Genomic DNA, 17,233 nt, shown 5'->3' on the forward strand with positions numbered 1-17,233 from the left:
GTTTCTACATATCGTTTAAAAGTGAGTACTTTAGTTAATGATGGGGTGTTTATCATTGTTTAGAAAGCAAAACCTTAAATGGTTAGGTGTTTTAGCTACGATTATTATGACCTTTGTTCAATTAGGTGGCGCCCTCGTAACTAAAACAGGATCAGAAGATGGCTGTGGTTCATCATGGCCATTATGTAATGGTGCACTTCTTCCTCAGAACTTACCAATTCATACAATTATTGAGCTTAGTCATAGAGCAGTATCAGGTCTTTCTCTTATTGTTGTCCTTTGGTTAGTAATTACAGCATGGAAGAATATTGGGTATATTAAAGAAATAAAACCACTTTCAATCATCAGTGTTGCTTTCTTACTTATCCAAGCACTTATTGGAGCTGCCGCCGTGATATGGCAACAAAATGCATATGTCCTAGCATTACATTTCGGTATTTCTTTAATTAGTTTTTCATCTGTATTTGTAATGACTTTAATTATATTCTCTGTCGACCAGAAATATGAAGCTGATGAATTATTTATTAAAAAGCCACTTCGTACGTTGACATGGTTAATGGCCATTATTGTCTATCTTACAATTTATACGGGTGCATTGGTAAGACATACGAAATCAAGTCTTGCTTACGGTGCTTGGCCTGTACCTTTCAATGATATTGTGCCTCATAACGCACATGACTGGGTACAGTTTGCACATAGAGGTATGGCGTTTATTACTTTCATGTGGATTATGTTCACATTTATTCACGCGATTAAGAATTATTCAGATAATCGTACTGTAAGATATGGCTATACAGCAGCGTTTATTTTAGTTATTTTACAAGTCATTACTGGTGCATTATCAGTGATTACGAATGTGAATTTAATCGTTGCATTATTCCATGCATTGTTTATTACATTCTTATTCGGTATGATCGCTTACTTCATCTTGTTGATGTTAAGAACAACTCGCAGTATGAAGTAGTCTCATTTATCGAACAAACACACACTAAAGTTCATAAGCTATTACACATCATAAATACGCGCCCTTCAAGGTATACTCACGTAAATTATCCTTGAAGGGCGCGTATTTATCTATGCTGAAGTACCAAACCGTTATCGTTGGCGAATACAGAAGCCCGCCCAATTGTGTAAACTGACGTATTGTCACACAATTGGACGGGCGGGCATGTTATAATAGCTTTTCTATTTCAACGAGTAAATCGCCTGTCGCAATCGCATCGCCACTGACTACATTCACTTGTTTAATTACACCATCAAATGGCGCTTGTATAGTAGTTTCCATCTTCATCGCTTCAGTAATCAACAATGGTTGATTTGCTTTTACTTCATCGCCTACAGATACTTTTACTTCTGTTACTGAACCAGGCATTTGTGCCCCAATATGACTAGGATTCGTTTTATCAGCTTTTGGTTTTACATTTGCATTCGTCTTTACATTTTCATCTTTAATATAGATACGACGTGCTTGACCATTCATTGCGTAATAAATGGTACGATTACCATTTTCATCAGGTTCACTAATCGTTTCAAGTTTAATAATTAAACGTTTACCAGTATCAATTTCAATTTCTACTGTTTCACCATTACGCATACCAAATAAGAATGTTGGTGTATCTAATAACGATAAATCACCATATTGAGCTTTCGTTTGAATATATTGCTCATAAACCTTTGGATATAAGACATAGCTAATCACATCTTGCTCAGTCACTTCATCATGTTGTTTCTCAGCTAACGCTTCACGAATTGCTTCAAAGTCCACAGGCTCTAAATATTCTCCTGGTCTTTCAGTAAGTGGAACTTGTCCTTTAAGAATGACATCTTGTAACTTTTGATTAAATCCGTTTACCGGTTGACCAATTTCTCCTTTAAAGAATGAGACTACCGATTCAGGGAAATCAAGTTTATGACCTTCGCTAAGTACTGACGATTCATCCAAATCATTCTGTACCATGTAGAGTGCCATATCACCGACCACTTTAGAAGATGGTGTCACCTTTACAATATCTCCAAATAAGAAATTCACTCTACGATACATATCTTTAACTTCATCGAAACGCTCTCCTAAGCCTAAACTTTTAGCTTGTTGACTTAAATTTGAATACTGTCCGCCTGGCATTTCATGTTGGTAAATTTCAGTATTAGGTGATTTTATGTCACTTTCAAAGTCCGTATAATATGGACGAACTGTTGCCCAATAATGGCTCAGTTCTTCTAATCCTTCAATGTCTGTTCTTAAATTACGAGGGAACCCATTCAATGCGTAGTAAAGAGAGTTTGCGCTAGGCTGACTTGTTAACCCGCTCATAGACGCGACAGCTGTATCAATAATATCAACACCTGCATCAATCGCTTGTTTATACGTGAGTAAGCCATTTCCACTCGTATCATGTGTATGCAGATGAATTGGTAAATCGACTGCTGATCGTAATTCTCCAATTAACTCATTCGCTGCTTTTGGTTTCAGTAGGCCTGCCATATCTTTAATTGCTAAAATATGGAACCCTTCTCTCTCGAGTTCTTTAGCCATATTCACATAATAATCTAATGTATAAATATTAGAACGTTCAACATTTAAAATATCTCCAGTATAACAAATTGCACCTTCAGAAATTTTACCTGCTTCTTGAACGGCCTCGTTTGCGACTTTCATTTGATCTACCCAGTTTAATGAATCAAATATACGGAATACATCTACGCCTGCTTTAGCACTTTCCTCTACAAACTTTTTAATGACGTTATCAGGATAATTTTTATATCCTACTGCATTGGATGCACGTAAAAGCATTTGGAATAATACATTTGGGATTGCTTTACGTAGACGTTCAAGACGTTCCCATGGATTTTCCTTTAAGAAATTATAAGCAACGTCAAATGTTGCACCGCCCCACATCTCTAAAGAAAAGCTATCTTTAAATACTTCAGCCGTTTTAGAGGCGATATTCATCATATCTTTCGTTCTTACACGTGTAGCTAGTAAAGATTGATGTGCATCTCTAAAAGTTGTATCCGTAATTAATACATCTTCTTGTGCTCTAACCCAATCTGCTACGCCTTTAGGGCCCTGTTCATCTAGAATTTGTTTCGTACCAGATAAATGATTGATACGCTCTTGAGACACTTTAGGTATAGAAGTAGATTCATAATCTGGTTTAAGACGTTGCGCTACATTAGGGAAACCGTTAATCGTCACATTCCCAATATATTCCAGTGTCTTCGTACCTCTATCAAGCGTCGGTGCAATATCAAATAGTTCTGGCGTTTCTTCTATAAATTTAGTTGTATAATCGCCACTTCTGAATTTATCGTTACGCATCACATTAATTAAGAAAGGTATGTTCGTTTTCACACCACGGATACGCATTTCACGTAATGAACGTTCCATCTTCTCTTCGGCTTGCTTAAATGAAAATGCATGCGTAGAGAGTTTAACAAGTAATGAATCGTAATAAGGAGAGATTTCAGCACCTTGGAAACCATCACCAGCATCTAATCTTACACCAAAACCACCACTTGAACGATAAGCGATAATTGTACCTGAATCAGGCATGAAATCATTGGTTGGGTCTTCTGTTGTAATACGACATTGAATTGCATACCCAAGTGTTTGGATATCTTGTTGTTGTGGCATTGCTATTCTCTCACCAAATAACGATTCGCCATCAGCAACTAAGATTTGTGTTTTAACAATGTCAATTCCCGTAATCATTTCAGTAATAGTATGTTCAACTTGAACACGTGGATTCACCTCTATGAAGAAGAATTCATCGCCTGAAACTAAAAATTCAACTGTCCCAGCATTGACATATTTAATATTCTCCATGAGTTGAATAGCCGCTTCACAAATACGTTCTCTCAAACTTTCCGATAAACCAACTGAAGGTGCGACTTCTACAACTTTCTGATGGCGTCGTTGTACCGAACAATCTCTTTCATATAAATGTATGATGTTACCTTGTTCGTCACCAATTACTTGCACTTCAATATGTTTCGGATTATCAATGTATCTCTCAATATAAACTTCGCTATTGCCGAAAGACTTTTCAGCTTCTGACTTAGCACGGTGAAAGGCATCTTCAAGTTCACTCTCTTCACGAACAATACGCATCCCTTTACCACCGCCACCACTTGTAGCTTTAATCATCAGTGGAAAACCAGCTTCAAGAGCAAATTGCTGTGCCGCTTCAAAGCTTTCAATTGGCCCATCAGTACCTGGAATCACAGGTAAATTGGCGCGAATGGCTGTTGTTCTTGCCTTAACTTTATCTCCAAACATATCTAAATGTTCTAAATGAGGACCGATAAACTTAATACCTTCTTCTGCACAACGACGCGCAAATTGTTCATTCTCACTTAGAAAACCATACCCAGGGTGAATCGCATCGACACCTGCACGTTTTGCTACCTCGATAATTCGTTCAATATTTAAATAACTTTCAGCAGGACCTAAATCACTACCAACGAGATAGGACTCATCTGCCTTATATCTATGTAATGAACTTTTATCTTCATTAGAATATATTGCTACTGTACTGATATTTAATTCTGCTGCTGCTCTAAAAATCCTAATGGCAATTTCACCACGGTTAGCAACAAGTAACTTCTTTATATGTTTCAAAAGCTGAGACACCCCTCGTAATATTTTGAATTTTCTAACTAATTAGATAATAAAATTTTATCTTAAATGCTTGAATAATTCTATAGTAATTTACAAAGTTAAAAACAATTTATCGTTTTGTAACATTTTGTTGAATCAAAAATTTTCCCACCACTTCAAAATGAAATAACGATCATGTTTATGATTTAACTTCAATAAAACTTATTACTATTGATAACTTAATATTATCATCTATATTTCTCATATGCTAGTTTGACATCTTTCCTTTACAGAATTTTAAAATTTTCACCAGTCTAATTTAGTTTATAGACAAAAAAAGACAACCTATAGAGAAGTGATTCCTACATAGTAAGGACACAACTTCAATAGATTGTCTCTCTTTTATATTCAATTATAACGGCGTTTGATATCGATTTTACGTTGTTTAAGACGTTTATCATCTTGTTTGATTTGTTTAGCGGTAATTAATAAAAGTCCCATCGCAATACTTAAACTAATCATAGCTGAACCACCAAAACTAATAAATGGTAACGGGACACCTGTTAACGGAATCGTCGCAGAAATACCACCAATGTTTACAAATGTCTGACTTCCAATATAACTTGCGATACCGACACATACTAATTTATAGAAATGTGAAGGTGTTTTATTCGCTAATTGGAACGCACGATATACAATGAAATATTCTAAAATAATAACGATTAATCCACCCACAAGACCTAATTCCTCACAGATGACTGCGAAAATAAAATCGGTATGTGGTTCAGGTAGATACCCTAGTTTCATTATACTGTTGCCAAGTCCACGTCCGAATAAGCCTCCATTACCTATTGCCATTAACGAGTTAGAAATATGATAACCCGTACCAGATTCCTGACCAAATGGATTAGTTAATGTGCTAAAACGCGCCTCTAAGTAACTTGGAACCATGTGTAAAATCAACATAAAGGTGGCAATGATAACAAAGCCTATAAATACTAATATTCCCCATTTCAACATGTTCTGTACACCGATGCCAGAATAGAAAATGATAGAGAAAAATATAATCAGTATTAACATTGTTTGTCCGACGTCTTTTTGGAAAAGTACAAGTACCAGACATGTTACTACAAATAGAATTGGACCTAAGATTAACTTGATGTTTTGTCTCACTGCCGGCATTTTCTTTTCAATCATAAAAGGTATGTAAAGAATAATGGCAATTTTAAGTAACTCTGATGCTTGTAGGTTCATAAATCCTAAATTAATCCAACTTTTAGAACCATTGATATTTTTACCAATAACTAATGTTAAAAGTAAAAGTAGGAATATACCAATCATCATTCCCTTTTGAACATTAGGTTTCTTCAGGATTTTCACATTCATGATGAATGCCATAAAGAATACGATGGCGAAACTCATAATGACGTACAGTAGCTGTCTATTATAAAAGTACGTTCCAGAAACGGCTACACCACCGGTTAAGGTACCTTTAGTCGCAGCGACCATACTTGCACTATAAACCATTACTAATCCAATCAAACAAAGGACTACATATGTAACCAACAATGGATAATCGATAAATTTAGAAGTTTTTCCAATATACCGCATTATATTTTTAAAATTATTCATATACTAGATCATCCAATTCTAAATTTTTAAAGTTAATCACTTCGTTGACTTAGTAAATTTATCTTCACTTTTTAAAAAGCTGTCTTACCTATTATATACTTGAATCCTTAGAATTAACAAATATTATTAGGTTAAATGCGCATTTATTTTAAAAACAATTAAACAAAAATGACTGAGCAAGATATCGAATTAGATACCATCTCAGTCACTGATACGATAACGTATATGTACAATGGATGTTTATACGTGGTCGCGATTATATATTAAATCAACGCAATTATTTCGACACTTTAAATAAGTGCGTTATGTTATCTATGATAAATAAAACATTAAACGTTTGTGAAAGCTTCATGTAATTTAGAAAGTTCTTTTTCCAGTCTTAACATTAATTGCTTACCATCTTCTTTATCAACTAAACCAAGTTGAACAGCAAAATCAACCTCTTTTTGAAGGCCAAACATTTGAGTATCTAGCACTTCTTCATAAAGCGGACAAGAAGGTAAAGTTAAGTTATCCATTTGAACTTTAATTAGATGTAAAATTCTATCCGCATCTTTATTCAACTGGTCATATGCCGCATTATTTAATTTCGATTGGTTAGCCATGACATATTCCCCCTATCATTTCAATTAATATCTTCACATTAGAAGTTTATCTTAATAGATATTAAAAAGCAAGTGAATTTGAATTAAGTCGGTATGAATTTATGTTAAAATAATTGAAGATAAAAAATTAGGGAGTGGGCATATATGATTCAAATTAAAGGCGCAGTCAAGTTCCCTATCTCATTAGATAGTACAACTTGGATTTTTGATGACAGAAAGGTAAGTATCGACGATTTAGAACGTGGGGTATTCGACGGTACTCGTCCAGTTAAGTTTGAAGATAACACTGAATGGAATCGAGCAATTCTAGAAGGACAAACAAATCCGCCTACGCTTGATTCTGAAATTAAATATAAAAAACGTTCAGTTCTAGAAGGTACATTTGTGATTAATATGACTCCATTTTTCAAAAATGCTGAACCACATCAAGAAGCAAAAGCGATTAAATTATATAATGAAGAGCATTCTATTGAAGTACCAATGGATTTATTACCATATTTATTCTTCCAATTCGCAAAAGATGGCAAACGTTTATACAACGATAACGCAGTAGATAGCTTTGTTTACATTCCTGAAGAAGGGTATACATATGAATTTAAATATGTAACTCATATTGAGGTGATTTAATGTGTTAGAAGTTCAATGTATCATTTGTGAAACTAAAGTATTCATAGATGAGAATACTTTGGAAGCTAAACGTCTAAGAAATAACCCTATTCGCACTTTTATGTGTGATGATTGTAAGAGTCGTTTAGACACGCCTAAGCAACGACAACCACAAGTGATCAATGAGAATCCTCAAAAGCAAGATAGTAACTCACAAAATAATAATGAATCGTAACTGAAAAAAGGGGGAGAGGGACAGAAATATAATTTAGCAAAATTATTTTCGTTGTCCCTCTCCCAACTTGCATTGTTTGTAGAATTTCTTTTTAAGAAATTCTCTATATTGGGGCCCCGCCGGCAAGGATGGCTAGGATTGAAAGAAGCTTGATATAAGCGAACTTTCAATTCAGACATCTACTGCCAATATGTTAAGAAGGCTGAGACATTTGATTATGTCTCAGCCTCTTCTATATCTTATTGATCTTCTTGCATCATTTGTTTAACACGTTTTGCTTCTTTTTCACGTGCAGATTTATTTAAGATTTTCTTTCTTAATCTAATACTTTCTGGTGTTACCTCTACTAACTCATCGTCATTGATAAATTGTAGCGCTTCTTCAAGCGTTAAAATTCTAGGACGATTCATTGTTTGTGTTTGGTCTTTCGTTGCTGAACGTACGTTAGTTTGATGTTTCGCTTTAGTGATATTAACTGTTAAGTCATTTTCACGATTATGCTCACCAACGATCATACCTTCATAAACTTCTGTACCTGGTTCCATAAAGTTTACACCACGGTCTTCTAAGTTAATAATCGCATATGATGTTGCTTGTCCTTGGTCCATTGAAATCAATGCACCATTACGACGTCCACCAATTTGAGCTTTAACACGAGGTCTGAATTCTTCGAAAGTATGGTTGATAATACCATAACCACGTGTCATAGACATGAATTCAGTTGTATAACCAATCATACCACGCGCTGGAACCATAAAGATTAAACGAGTTAGACCATTATCTGTTGTCAACATGTCTAACATTTCACCTTTACGTGCACCTAATGATTCGATAACTGCACCGGCATTTTCTGAAGGAACCTCACACTGTACACGTTCAAATGGTTCACTTAATACGCCATCAATTTCTCGTAAGATAACTTGAGGTTTAGAAACTTGTAATTCGAAACCTTCACGTCTCATGTTTTCAATTAAGATTGATAAATGTAATTCACCACGTCCAGCTACAACCCATGCATCTGGTTGGTCTGTTGGTGTAACCTTTAATGAAACGTCTGTTTCAAGTTGTTGTTCTAATCTTTCTTGAATTTGACGTGCAGTTACGTAGTCACCTTCACGACCAGCGAATGGTGAGTTATTAACACGGAAAGTCATTTCAAGTGTTGGTTCATCAATACGTAATACAGGTAACGCTTCTTGATGATCATGTGGTGTAACTGTTTCACCAACGTTAATGTCTTCCATTCCTGATACAGCAATCAAGTCGCCTGCTTGTGCTTCTTCAATTTCTTCACGTTTTAATCCGAAATAACCAAAGATTTTAGTTACACGGAAGTTCTTAATAGACCCATCTAATTTAATTAATGAGACATTATCACCAACACGCATCTTACCTCTGAATACACGTCCAATACCAATACGGCCAACGTAGTCATTATAGTCTAATAATGCAACTTGGAATTGTAATGGCTCATCATGATTGTCAACAGGTGCAGGTACATAATCAATAATTGTTTCATAAAGAGATTGCATATTTTCATCTTGTTTATCTGACTCAAGACTTGCTGTACCATTTACTGCTGATGCATAAACAACTGGGAAGTCTAATTGTTCATCATTTGCTTCTAATTCGATAAATAAGTCTAATACTTCATCTACTACACCTTCTGGTCGTGCAGCAGGTTTATCGATTTTATTTACAACTACTACAGGTTTTAAGTTTTGCTCTAATGCTTTTTTAAGCACAAAGCGTGTTTGAGGCATTGTACCTTCATAAGCATCGACAACAAGCACAACACCGTCTACCATTTTCATGATACGTTCAACTTCCCCACCGAAATCGGCGTGTCCAGGTGTATCTAATATATTAATACGTGTGCCCTTATAATCAATCGCCGTATTTTTAGCAAGAATCGTAATACCACGTTCTCTTTCTAAATCGTTTGAATCCATTGCACGTTCGTCGACATGTTCATTCTCTCTGAAAATACCAGACTGTTTAAGCAACTCATCTACTAAAGTTGTTTTACCATGGTCAACGTGCGCAATAATCGCTATATTACGAACATCTTCTCTTAAATTAGTCATTTTATAAATTTCCTTTCTTGAGTAAACTCCCACTTTTAATTACAACTGTTTTATTATATCATATATTAGTGAAAAGATAAGTAAAAGGTGGGGTATGGGATGCAACAAAAAAAATCAAAAGGCATCTTCTGGGTGTTCTCTATTTTAGCAGTCGTTTTCTTAACTTTATTTAGCTTTGCAGTAGGCGCTGCAAATGTTCCAATGATGATTTTAACATTTATACTACTCATTGCAACATTTGGCGTTGGCTTCACAGTTAAAAAGAAATACCGTGAAAATAATTGGCTATAAAGAAATCATCTGATTAATTTATTTTGAATCATGTTACAAACTGGCTAGACCATTAATATAAGCATAATAGCTCCTAAAATGAAGGATATTCACTTTCATTTTAGGAGCTCATTTTATTTCAAGATTTCATTTATCATTTTCAAAACAAAACGTTGTGTCTTGTCGTCTTTTCCATTATTTTCTACCAAATCGCTTTTCATGATGCGACGCGATGGTCTCTTTAAACTCACTTAAATATTGATTTAATATTTGGTCATGTAATTGTTTATTTGCCATTACTATAGAATTAGGTCGATTCATTTCCAATGGGTCACCTAATAAGTTTGTACCTATTCCTCCAACTTCATTCAAAATCATCAAACCACCGGCATAGTCCCATGGTTGCAATCTTGGAGTGAGATATGCAGCGAGTTGTCCTTTAGCCACACTTATAATTTCGAGTGCAGCACTTCCATAAGCACGTGCACTTCTTGCATCATTTACAATTGGCATAAATATCTTGCCCATAATCGGTTTGGTTAACCAATTAGGATTGATTCCAATGATACTTGTTTTAAGTTCAGTATCTTCTAGAGGCTTAAGTAGATGAGTATTTTCATAGGCACCTTCTCCAACCTTTGTATGATACAGAACATCCTTCATGACATCGTAAACAAAACCAGCATAAGGTTCCCCATTATAATAAATCCCAATTGAAATAGCGAAATTTTCTTGTTGATGTACAAAGTTAAGCGTTCCATCAATTGGATCAATGACCCAAATGACACCATTCGTATCCGTTAATTCATGTCCATGCCCTTCTTCCCCTATCACACGGTGGTCTGGATAATTATGGTGTATTGTTTCATAAAGGAAATTTTCAGTAGCTTTATCTACATTTGTAACTAAATCATTAGGATTAGACTTCGTTTCAATATCCAAGTCTTCTTTCATCCAATGTCTTACTTTATTCCCAGCCTCTAATATTATACCTTTAGCAAAATCGTATAGTGCCATCGTATCATCTCCTATTACTTAACATTATACATGATGTTTTCTCGAAAATTATATTAATACATATTGATATACCTTAATTGTAAAATTTGAAACCCTCATAAGTAAGGTTCTAACTTTAGATAATAGATAAATACTTGTGCTACAATAACGGTAACCAATACATGAGGAGGCATAAAATGACTAAATATACATTTGCGCCAAAAGATTTTAAAGCATTTGATGTTGATGGTTTAGAGAATAGAATGGAAGCACTGAATGAGCATGTTAGACCACAGTTAAATCAATTAGGAGACTATTTCGCTGATTATTTCAGTTCACAAACAGGTGAAGAATTCTATCCTCACGTAGCGAAACATGCACGTCGAAGCGTGAACCCACCTGTAGATACTTGGGTCGCATTCGCACCTAATAAACGTGGTTATAAGATGTTACCTCATTTCCAAATTGGATTATTTAGAGATCAACTATTTATTATGTTCGGTGTCATGCATGAGGCTAAAAATAAAGCCGAGCAAATGAAAATCTTTAAAAAGCATTTTGATAAAATCAAAGCATTACCTAACGACTATAGCTTATGTTTAGATCACATGAAACCAGAAAAAACACTTATTAAAGATATGAGTGAAGATGATCTTAAAAAAGCAATTGATCGCGCAATTAACGTAAAAAAAGGTGAGTTTTTCGTAGCACGAGCAATTGAACCTTCTGATAAAAGATTGAAAAGCGACAAAGCTTTCTTACAATTCGTAGAAGAAACATTTGATCAGTTCTTAAAATTTTATCAATAAAATAATTTTGATTTATAAAGTTTGAGTAGTATTTAATACAATGCTATTCAAGCTTTTTTAATGTGATGCAATATTTTTAGGTTGACCTAACTTTTTGTTTAGGTTAATATATTTTCATAAGATTTTAGAGGTGAGTTTATTGAGTATAAAAGACAACAATTATGAACAACATCAAAGCTTAGATGAAATCAATAATACTATTCATTTTGATCATAAAAGTAGTGCAAGTCAGAAATTTCTAGCATTTCTCGGGCCTGGGTTATTAGTAGCTGTGGGTTACATGGATCCAGGAAATTGGATTACATCTATGCAAGGTGGCGCACAATACGGTTATACCTTGCTATTCGTGATTTTAATCTCAAGTTTGGCAGCGATGTTATTACAAAGTATGACGGTAAGATTAGGAATAGCAACTGGTAAAGATCTTGCACAAATGACACGTCATTTTTTAAGTAAACCCATTGCGATAGTTTTCTGGATTATTGCAGAGTTAGCAATCATTGCCACTGATATCGCCGAAGTGATTGGGAGTGCGATTGCTTTAGATTTAATTTTCGGCATTCCACTAATCGTTGGTGCATTAATCACAGTATTCGATGTATTCCTATTACTATTTATTATGCGTTTCGGTTTCAGAAAGATTGAAGCCATTGTAGGTACTTTAATATTTACAGTTCTAGCAATATTCGTGTTTGAAGTGTTTATTTCTTCACCACATTTAACTGATATTCTAAATGGGTTTGTTCCACATAAAGAAATTGTGACAAACCAAGGCATACTATATATCGCTTTAGGTATTATTGGGGCTACAATCATGCCACATAATTTATATCTACATTCATCTATCGTGCAATCACGTAAGTATAACCGTCATGATAATCAAGAAAAAGCACAAGCTATTAAATACGCAACGATTGATTCAAATCTTCAATTATCTATTGCATTTGTAGTCAATTGTTTATTACTAACACTAGGTGCTGCCCTCTTTTTCGGAACTAAAACTAACGATTTAGGTGGTTTCTATGATTTATATCATGCGTTGAAAACTGAACCGGCATTAGGTGCAGCAATGGGCGGTGTGATGAGTACACTATTTGCAGTTGCCCTATTAGCATCAGGACAGAACTCAACGATTACTGGAACGTTAGCAGGACAAATCGTTATGGAAGGATTCTTAAGATTATCCATTCCTAACTGGATGCGTCGTCTAATCACACGTTCGCTTGCAGTCATACCAGTTATTATTTGTTTAATCATTTTCAGAGGTAATGCTGAAAAAATAGAACAATTACTAGTATTTTCACAAGTATTCTTAAGTATAGCGTTACCTTTTTCATTAATACCGCTTCAATTGGCTACAAGTAATAAGAAATTAATGGGACCATTTATTAATAAGATGTGGGTTAACATTATTTCATGGACGCTGATTGTAATACTAAGTGGATTAAATATTTATTTAATTATTCAAACGTTTCAAGAGTTATAAAAAAAGATGGCATACGCCATCTTTTTTTATGTCCAATCAACTAATATATATAAGGGTCATCTTTTTTACGATCCTTAAGTTCTTTTTCTGGGTCCCACTCATCTTGGCGAGTATGATTCTGGTTTAAATTATCATTGTTTGCTAGATTACGACGCTCATTTGAATTCTGCGTACCATTCGTATTATTAAAGTAACTTTGATGACGACTATCTTTTTTAGAAAATAGCAATACAGCTACAATAATCCATAAAATCATAGCAATAAGATTCATAGTAACAATTCCTGTAATCGCTGCTGCTATAAATAAACAACCTGCTAAATTTTTACGTCCTTTGATAATTAACGCCCCTACAACACCAAGCAAAGTAGAAAAGGCTAAAAAGCCAATTGAAATAATCATAGATGCAAATAAAATATCAGGAGTAACATTTTGTTCGCTTCCATAGAATTGTTTGAGTATATCGTTATATTGTTGTTGATTCTCACTACTTTTCATAACAATGAGTGACATCCCTGTTAATAGTAAGTACATGATACTTAGCCCATTCGCTACCCATGCTAAAATGATTTCTGTTTTTCTGTTCATAATTCTATGCACCACCTCAAATAATCTTCTTATCTTAATCATACTAAAATTTAAGTTGTATCGCGAATGCATACAAAAAAGGCTGGGGTAATAAATTGATTATGCCCCAGCCTAACAATGATTAATATTATTTATTTTCACTATTGTCATCTTGTTCAGTTGTGTTCTCTTTTGTACCTTCATCATCATGATTACCATGGAACATTTGACGTCGCTCTTCATAATTCATTCGACGTTGATTAACAGCACTTGGTTGATTTTTTCTTTTTTCTTTCATGCGTTTATTATAAGCTTTTTTCTTTTCTTTTTTCTTCGCACGAATTTCAGCTTTTTCTCTCTTCCGCTGTGCCTTAAGTTCTTTAGGATCAACTTGAGGTTCTATTGGTTCCTGATAATTATTGTAGCCATCGTCATAGCCATAACTATAATCATCATTATCCTGATAGTTATTCTCTTGCATTTGATCTTCGCGATTCGCTTTTTTAGATTTCTTGTTATATTTTGCCTGTCTAGACATCACTTCAGGTTCTTCCTCAGTATTCTGACTAGAAGCATATTCACTTTCTACAGCACGTTTAGGAAATTGTGAATATTTATCATCTGTTTCCTCATACTGTTCTCTATTAGCGTAGTCATGATCTAAATGATTATCATATGGCTGTTCATATTGTTGCGCTTCAAATGCTTCTTTTTGTCGACGTTCTTTTCTAAGTTGTCTTCTTGTATTTCTATTTTCCTTTTCGTCTCGTGGTTGTTCATATTCATCGTAATAACCTTGATGATAGTCCTCTTCATAATAATCATCTCGAGGTCTAGAATGAGGTTCGTGATGATCATAATATTCACGTTCATCATAGTATGGTTGACCATAATCATCGTTATAATATGCGGGCACTGTCTCAACTTTATTCCTTCTAGCAAACATCATAATTGCGATGATAAAGAATAAAATTGGAATAATTAAAGTGACCACTAAAAATACTAAAGGAATCGTAACTACTGCTGCCAATAGAAATAAGAAACCTGAAAGAATTCTAATATTCATTGATATTAATGCTAAAAAAGAAATTAATAGACAAACGATAAAGTAAACAATAATCGCCCATACGCCATTTTGTAACCAAATGACAAATTGAGTTGTACTTAAATCATTGTTTCCTAAAATTTGTTGTATCAGCTCATTGTTATTTAATGAACTTTCTAAATTAGCTATTGACGTATCATTACTAAATGATACGAGTGCAATAAACATAGTTATAATCGTCAATATGAGTAAGAATACCCAACTAAACCAACCTAAAACTTTTTCAGTTAGCCGACTGACTGGACGCTTAATTTGTGTGTATTGCTCTCCTGACATCCGCTACAACTCCTTACTTTACTATCAAATCATTATATAGGATAAACGAATAAATAACTACCATTTATCTCTACATTATTTCAGAGACATTTTGAAATTTAAAAAACTTTCATTATAATCTCCAAGCGTTTTTTGTCCTAAATCTTTATATACCTCTAAGCGATTCTGTTCTTTCTTTGTAGGATAAAATCTATCATCATCTCTAACATCTTTAGGCAATTGATTTCTTGCTGCTTTGTTAGGTGTTGCATAGCCTACCCATTCCGTATTCTGTTTATTATTTTTCGCATCTAATAAGAAGTTCATAAATTTATATGCACCTTCTTTATTTTGTGCTGTTTTAGGAATAACCATGTTATCAAACCAAAGATTAGAACCTTCTTTAGGTATCACGTAATCAAATTTGTCATTATCTTGTACTAAAGGTGCGGCTACGCCACTCCAAACAACAGCAATATTACCTTCGTTTTGTTGAAGCATCATCGTAATTTCATCACCTACGACACCTCGCACTTGTGGCGCTAATTTTTTTAAATCTTTTTCCGCTTCTTTAATATGGGAAGGGTTTTTATCATTTAAACTATATCCGAGTTTATTCAGACCCATGCCCATGATTTCCCTAGCACCGTCCACTAATAAAATATCATTTTTATATTTAGATTGATACAAATCACTCCAACTATTAAAGTTTGCGTGAGGATATTTTTCCTTATTATATAGGATACCCACTGTACCAAAGAAATACGGTAAAGAATATTTATTATGTGGATCATATGACATATTCGTATAATCTGAATCAAGATTTTTCATATTAGGAATTTTTTTATGATCCAAGGGCACTAACAAATTTGAACGTTTTAATTTTTGGACCGTATACTCACTTGGGAATGCTACGTCATAATGTGTACCACCATTACGAATCTTAGCCTCCATTGCTTCATTAGAATCAAATGTTTCATAAACCACTTGTATACCAGTCTCTTTTTCAAACTTTTTAATTAAACTAGGATCGATATATTCACCCCAATTATAAACATAAATCTTTTCATGTGTTGGGGTGTTCTCCTTTGATTTAAACCAATGACTTACAACTAAACATAATACGCCAATGACTATTGCAGAAATGATGAGTTGTAAAAATCGTTTCATTCATTTACACCCCGCTTCACCATCTTTTGTCGTTTAACGAAGTGTTGAATAGCATAATATCCTATTATGCCTATTAATATAGCTACAAATAAAATTGTAGAAATAGCGTTTATCTCCATACTTATACCTTTTCTAGCCATCGCGTAAACTTCTACAGATAAAACACTAAAGCCATTTCCTGTTACGAAAAAGCTTACTGTAAAGTCATCTAATGAATAAGTCAATGACATGAAAAATCCACCAATAATGGAAGGCATAATATTAGGGATAATAACACTACTTAACAATTGCGATTCATTAGCACCTAAATCTCTAGCAGCATTCAGCATATTATCGTTCATCTCATATAGTTGCGGTAGCACGATAATCACCACGATTGGGATACAAAATGCTATATGAGATGCTAAAACTGTAGAAAATCCTAAACCTAAGCCTGTAAAATGTCCAATTGCTGTAAACATAATTAAAAATGAAGCACCAATAACAACATCTGATGACACCATCAGTACGTTATTCAAAGTCAGTAAAGTAACTTTGAATTTCTTGTTACGTAAATAGTATAAAGCAATCGCACCAAAGGTACCGATGACTGTTGAGATTGAGGCAGCTAACAATGCAATGGCAATCGTATTAAATATCACAGACATTAATCGGTCATCTTGGAAAAGCGTTTGATAATGTTCTAACGTGAAATGCTCAAAATGAATCATATTTCCAGCTGAATTAAAAGAATATACCATTAAAAATAGAATAGGTATATATAAGATTGCGATGAGTATTCCTATGTACAACTTTCCATACCACTTCACGTC

The 17,233-nt window shown here is 34.2% G+C and carries 15 protein-coding genes; 6 read left to right on the top strand and 9 right to left on the bottom strand.

The window, feature by feature from the left end:
* The first annotated feature begins 55 nt into the window (after positions 1–55).
* Positions 56–964, top strand: coding sequence for a COX15/CtaA family protein (locus tag CD155_RS07655; RefSeq protein WP_037541339.1), 909 nt, complete (start codon positions 56–58; stop codon positions 962–964).
* A 207-nt stretch (positions 965–1,171) separates the two neighbouring features.
* Here CD155_RS07655 and CD155_RS07660 read toward each other — a convergent pair whose 3' ends face one another.
* The 3 genes from CD155_RS07660 to CD155_RS07670 all read right to left on the bottom strand — a co-directional run bounded on the left by CD155_RS07660 (position 1,172) and on the right by CD155_RS07670 (position 6,837).
* The gene (locus CD155_RS07660) at positions 1,172–4,621 is read right to left on the bottom strand and encodes a pyruvate carboxylase (RefSeq protein WP_172605838.1); all 3,450 of its coding nucleotides are present in this window, start codon (positions 4,619–4,621) and stop codon (positions 1,172–1,174) included.
* Between the two features lie 387 nt (positions 4,622–5,008).
* The gene (gene ftsW, locus CD155_RS07665) at positions 5,009–6,232 is read right to left on the bottom strand and encodes a cell division peptidoglycan polymerase FtsW (RefSeq protein WP_002442184.1); all 1,224 of its coding nucleotides are present in this window, start codon (positions 6,230–6,232) and stop codon (positions 5,009–5,011) included.
* A 329-nt stretch (positions 6,233–6,561) separates the two neighbouring features.
* On the bottom strand, positions 6,562–6,837 hold the full coding sequence (locus CD155_RS07670) for an Fpa/YlaN family protein (protein ID WP_002435383.1): 276 nt from the start codon (positions 6,835–6,837) through the stop codon (positions 6,562–6,564).
* Between the two features lie 144 nt (positions 6,838–6,981).
* Between CD155_RS07670 and CD155_RS07675 the strand changes: the two genes are divergently transcribed.
* Both CD155_RS07675 and CD155_RS07680 read left to right on the top strand, forming a co-directional pair.
* The gene (locus CD155_RS07675; protein ID WP_103212983.1) at positions 6,982–7,464 is read left to right on the top strand and encodes a hypothetical protein; all 483 of its coding nucleotides are present in this window, start codon (positions 6,982–6,984) and stop codon (positions 7,462–7,464) included.
* Between the two features lies 1 nt (position 7,465).
* Positions 7,466–7,678 (top strand): YlaI family protein, encoded by a 213-nt coding sequence (locus CD155_RS07680; RefSeq protein ID WP_103212984.1) that lies wholly within the window; start codon positions 7,466–7,468, stop codon positions 7,676–7,678.
* Between the two features lie 239 nt (positions 7,679–7,917).
* On the opposite strand, the gene typA is transcribed toward CD155_RS07680, so the two are convergent.
* Positions 7,918–9,765 (bottom strand): translational GTPase TypA, encoded by a 1,848-nt coding sequence (typA, locus tag CD155_RS07685; RefSeq protein WP_037541334.1) that lies wholly within the window; start codon positions 9,763–9,765, stop codon positions 7,918–7,920.
* A gap of 99 nt (positions 9,766–9,864) precedes the next feature.
* Between typA and CD155_RS07690 the strand changes: the two genes are divergently transcribed.
* On the top strand, positions 9,865–10,056 hold the full coding sequence (locus tag CD155_RS07690) for a DUF5325 family protein (RefSeq protein ID WP_002442175.1): 192 nt from the start codon (positions 9,865–9,867) through the stop codon (positions 10,054–10,056).
* A gap of 174 nt (positions 10,057–10,230) precedes the next feature.
* Here the strand turns inward: CD155_RS07690 and CD155_RS07695 are convergent, their stop codons facing one another.
* A complete protein-coding gene (locus CD155_RS07695; protein WP_002442173.1) occupies positions 10,231–11,052 on the bottom strand; it encodes an inositol monophosphatase family protein in 822 nt (273 codons plus the stop codon).
* A gap of 176 nt (positions 11,053–11,228) precedes the next feature.
* On the opposite strand from CD155_RS07695, the gene CD155_RS07700 reads away from it, so the two are divergent.
* Both CD155_RS07700 and CD155_RS07705 read left to right on the top strand, forming a co-directional pair.
* Entirely contained in the window at positions 11,229–11,840 is a 612-nt protein-coding gene (locus tag CD155_RS07700) for a YktB family protein (protein ID WP_037541332.1), read from the top strand.
* Between the two features lie 139 nt (positions 11,841–11,979).
* Positions 11,980–13,326, top strand: a complete 1,347-nt coding sequence (locus CD155_RS07705) for an Nramp family divalent metal transporter (RefSeq protein ID WP_103212985.1) — start codon at positions 11,980–11,982, stop codon at positions 13,324–13,326.
* 40 nt (positions 13,327–13,366) lie between these two features.
* Here CD155_RS07705 and CD155_RS07710 read toward each other — a convergent pair whose 3' ends face one another.
* The 4 genes from CD155_RS07710 to CD155_RS07725 form a co-directional block, all read right to left on the bottom strand.
* A complete protein-coding gene (locus CD155_RS07710; RefSeq protein WP_070831841.1) occupies positions 13,367–13,912 on the bottom strand; it encodes a DUF4064 domain-containing protein in 546 nt (181 codons plus the stop codon).
* A 127-nt stretch (positions 13,913–14,039) separates the two neighbouring features.
* Positions 14,040–15,272, bottom strand: coding sequence for a lipoteichoic acid stability factor AuxB (auxB, locus tag CD155_RS07715; protein WP_070872917.1), 1,233 nt, complete (start codon positions 15,270–15,272; stop codon positions 14,040–14,042).
* Positions 15,273–15,347: 75 nt separating this feature from the next.
* Entirely contained in the window at positions 15,348–16,421 is a 1,074-nt protein-coding gene (locus CD155_RS07720) for an ABC transporter substrate-binding protein (RefSeq protein ID WP_044466306.1), read from the bottom strand.
* On the bottom strand, positions 16,418–17,230 hold the full coding sequence (locus CD155_RS07725; protein ID WP_172605839.1) for an ABC transporter permease: 813 nt from the start codon (positions 17,228–17,230) through the stop codon (positions 16,418–16,420). The genes CD155_RS07720 and CD155_RS07725 overlap by 4 nt, the downstream gene beginning before the upstream one ends.
* Between the last annotated feature and the right edge of the window lie 3 nt (positions 17,231–17,233).

It is taken from the genome of Staphylococcus caprae (genome assembly GCF_002902725.1).
In the GTDB taxonomy this organism is placed as follows: Bacteria; Bacillota; Bacilli; order Staphylococcales; family Staphylococcaceae; genus Staphylococcus; species Staphylococcus caprae.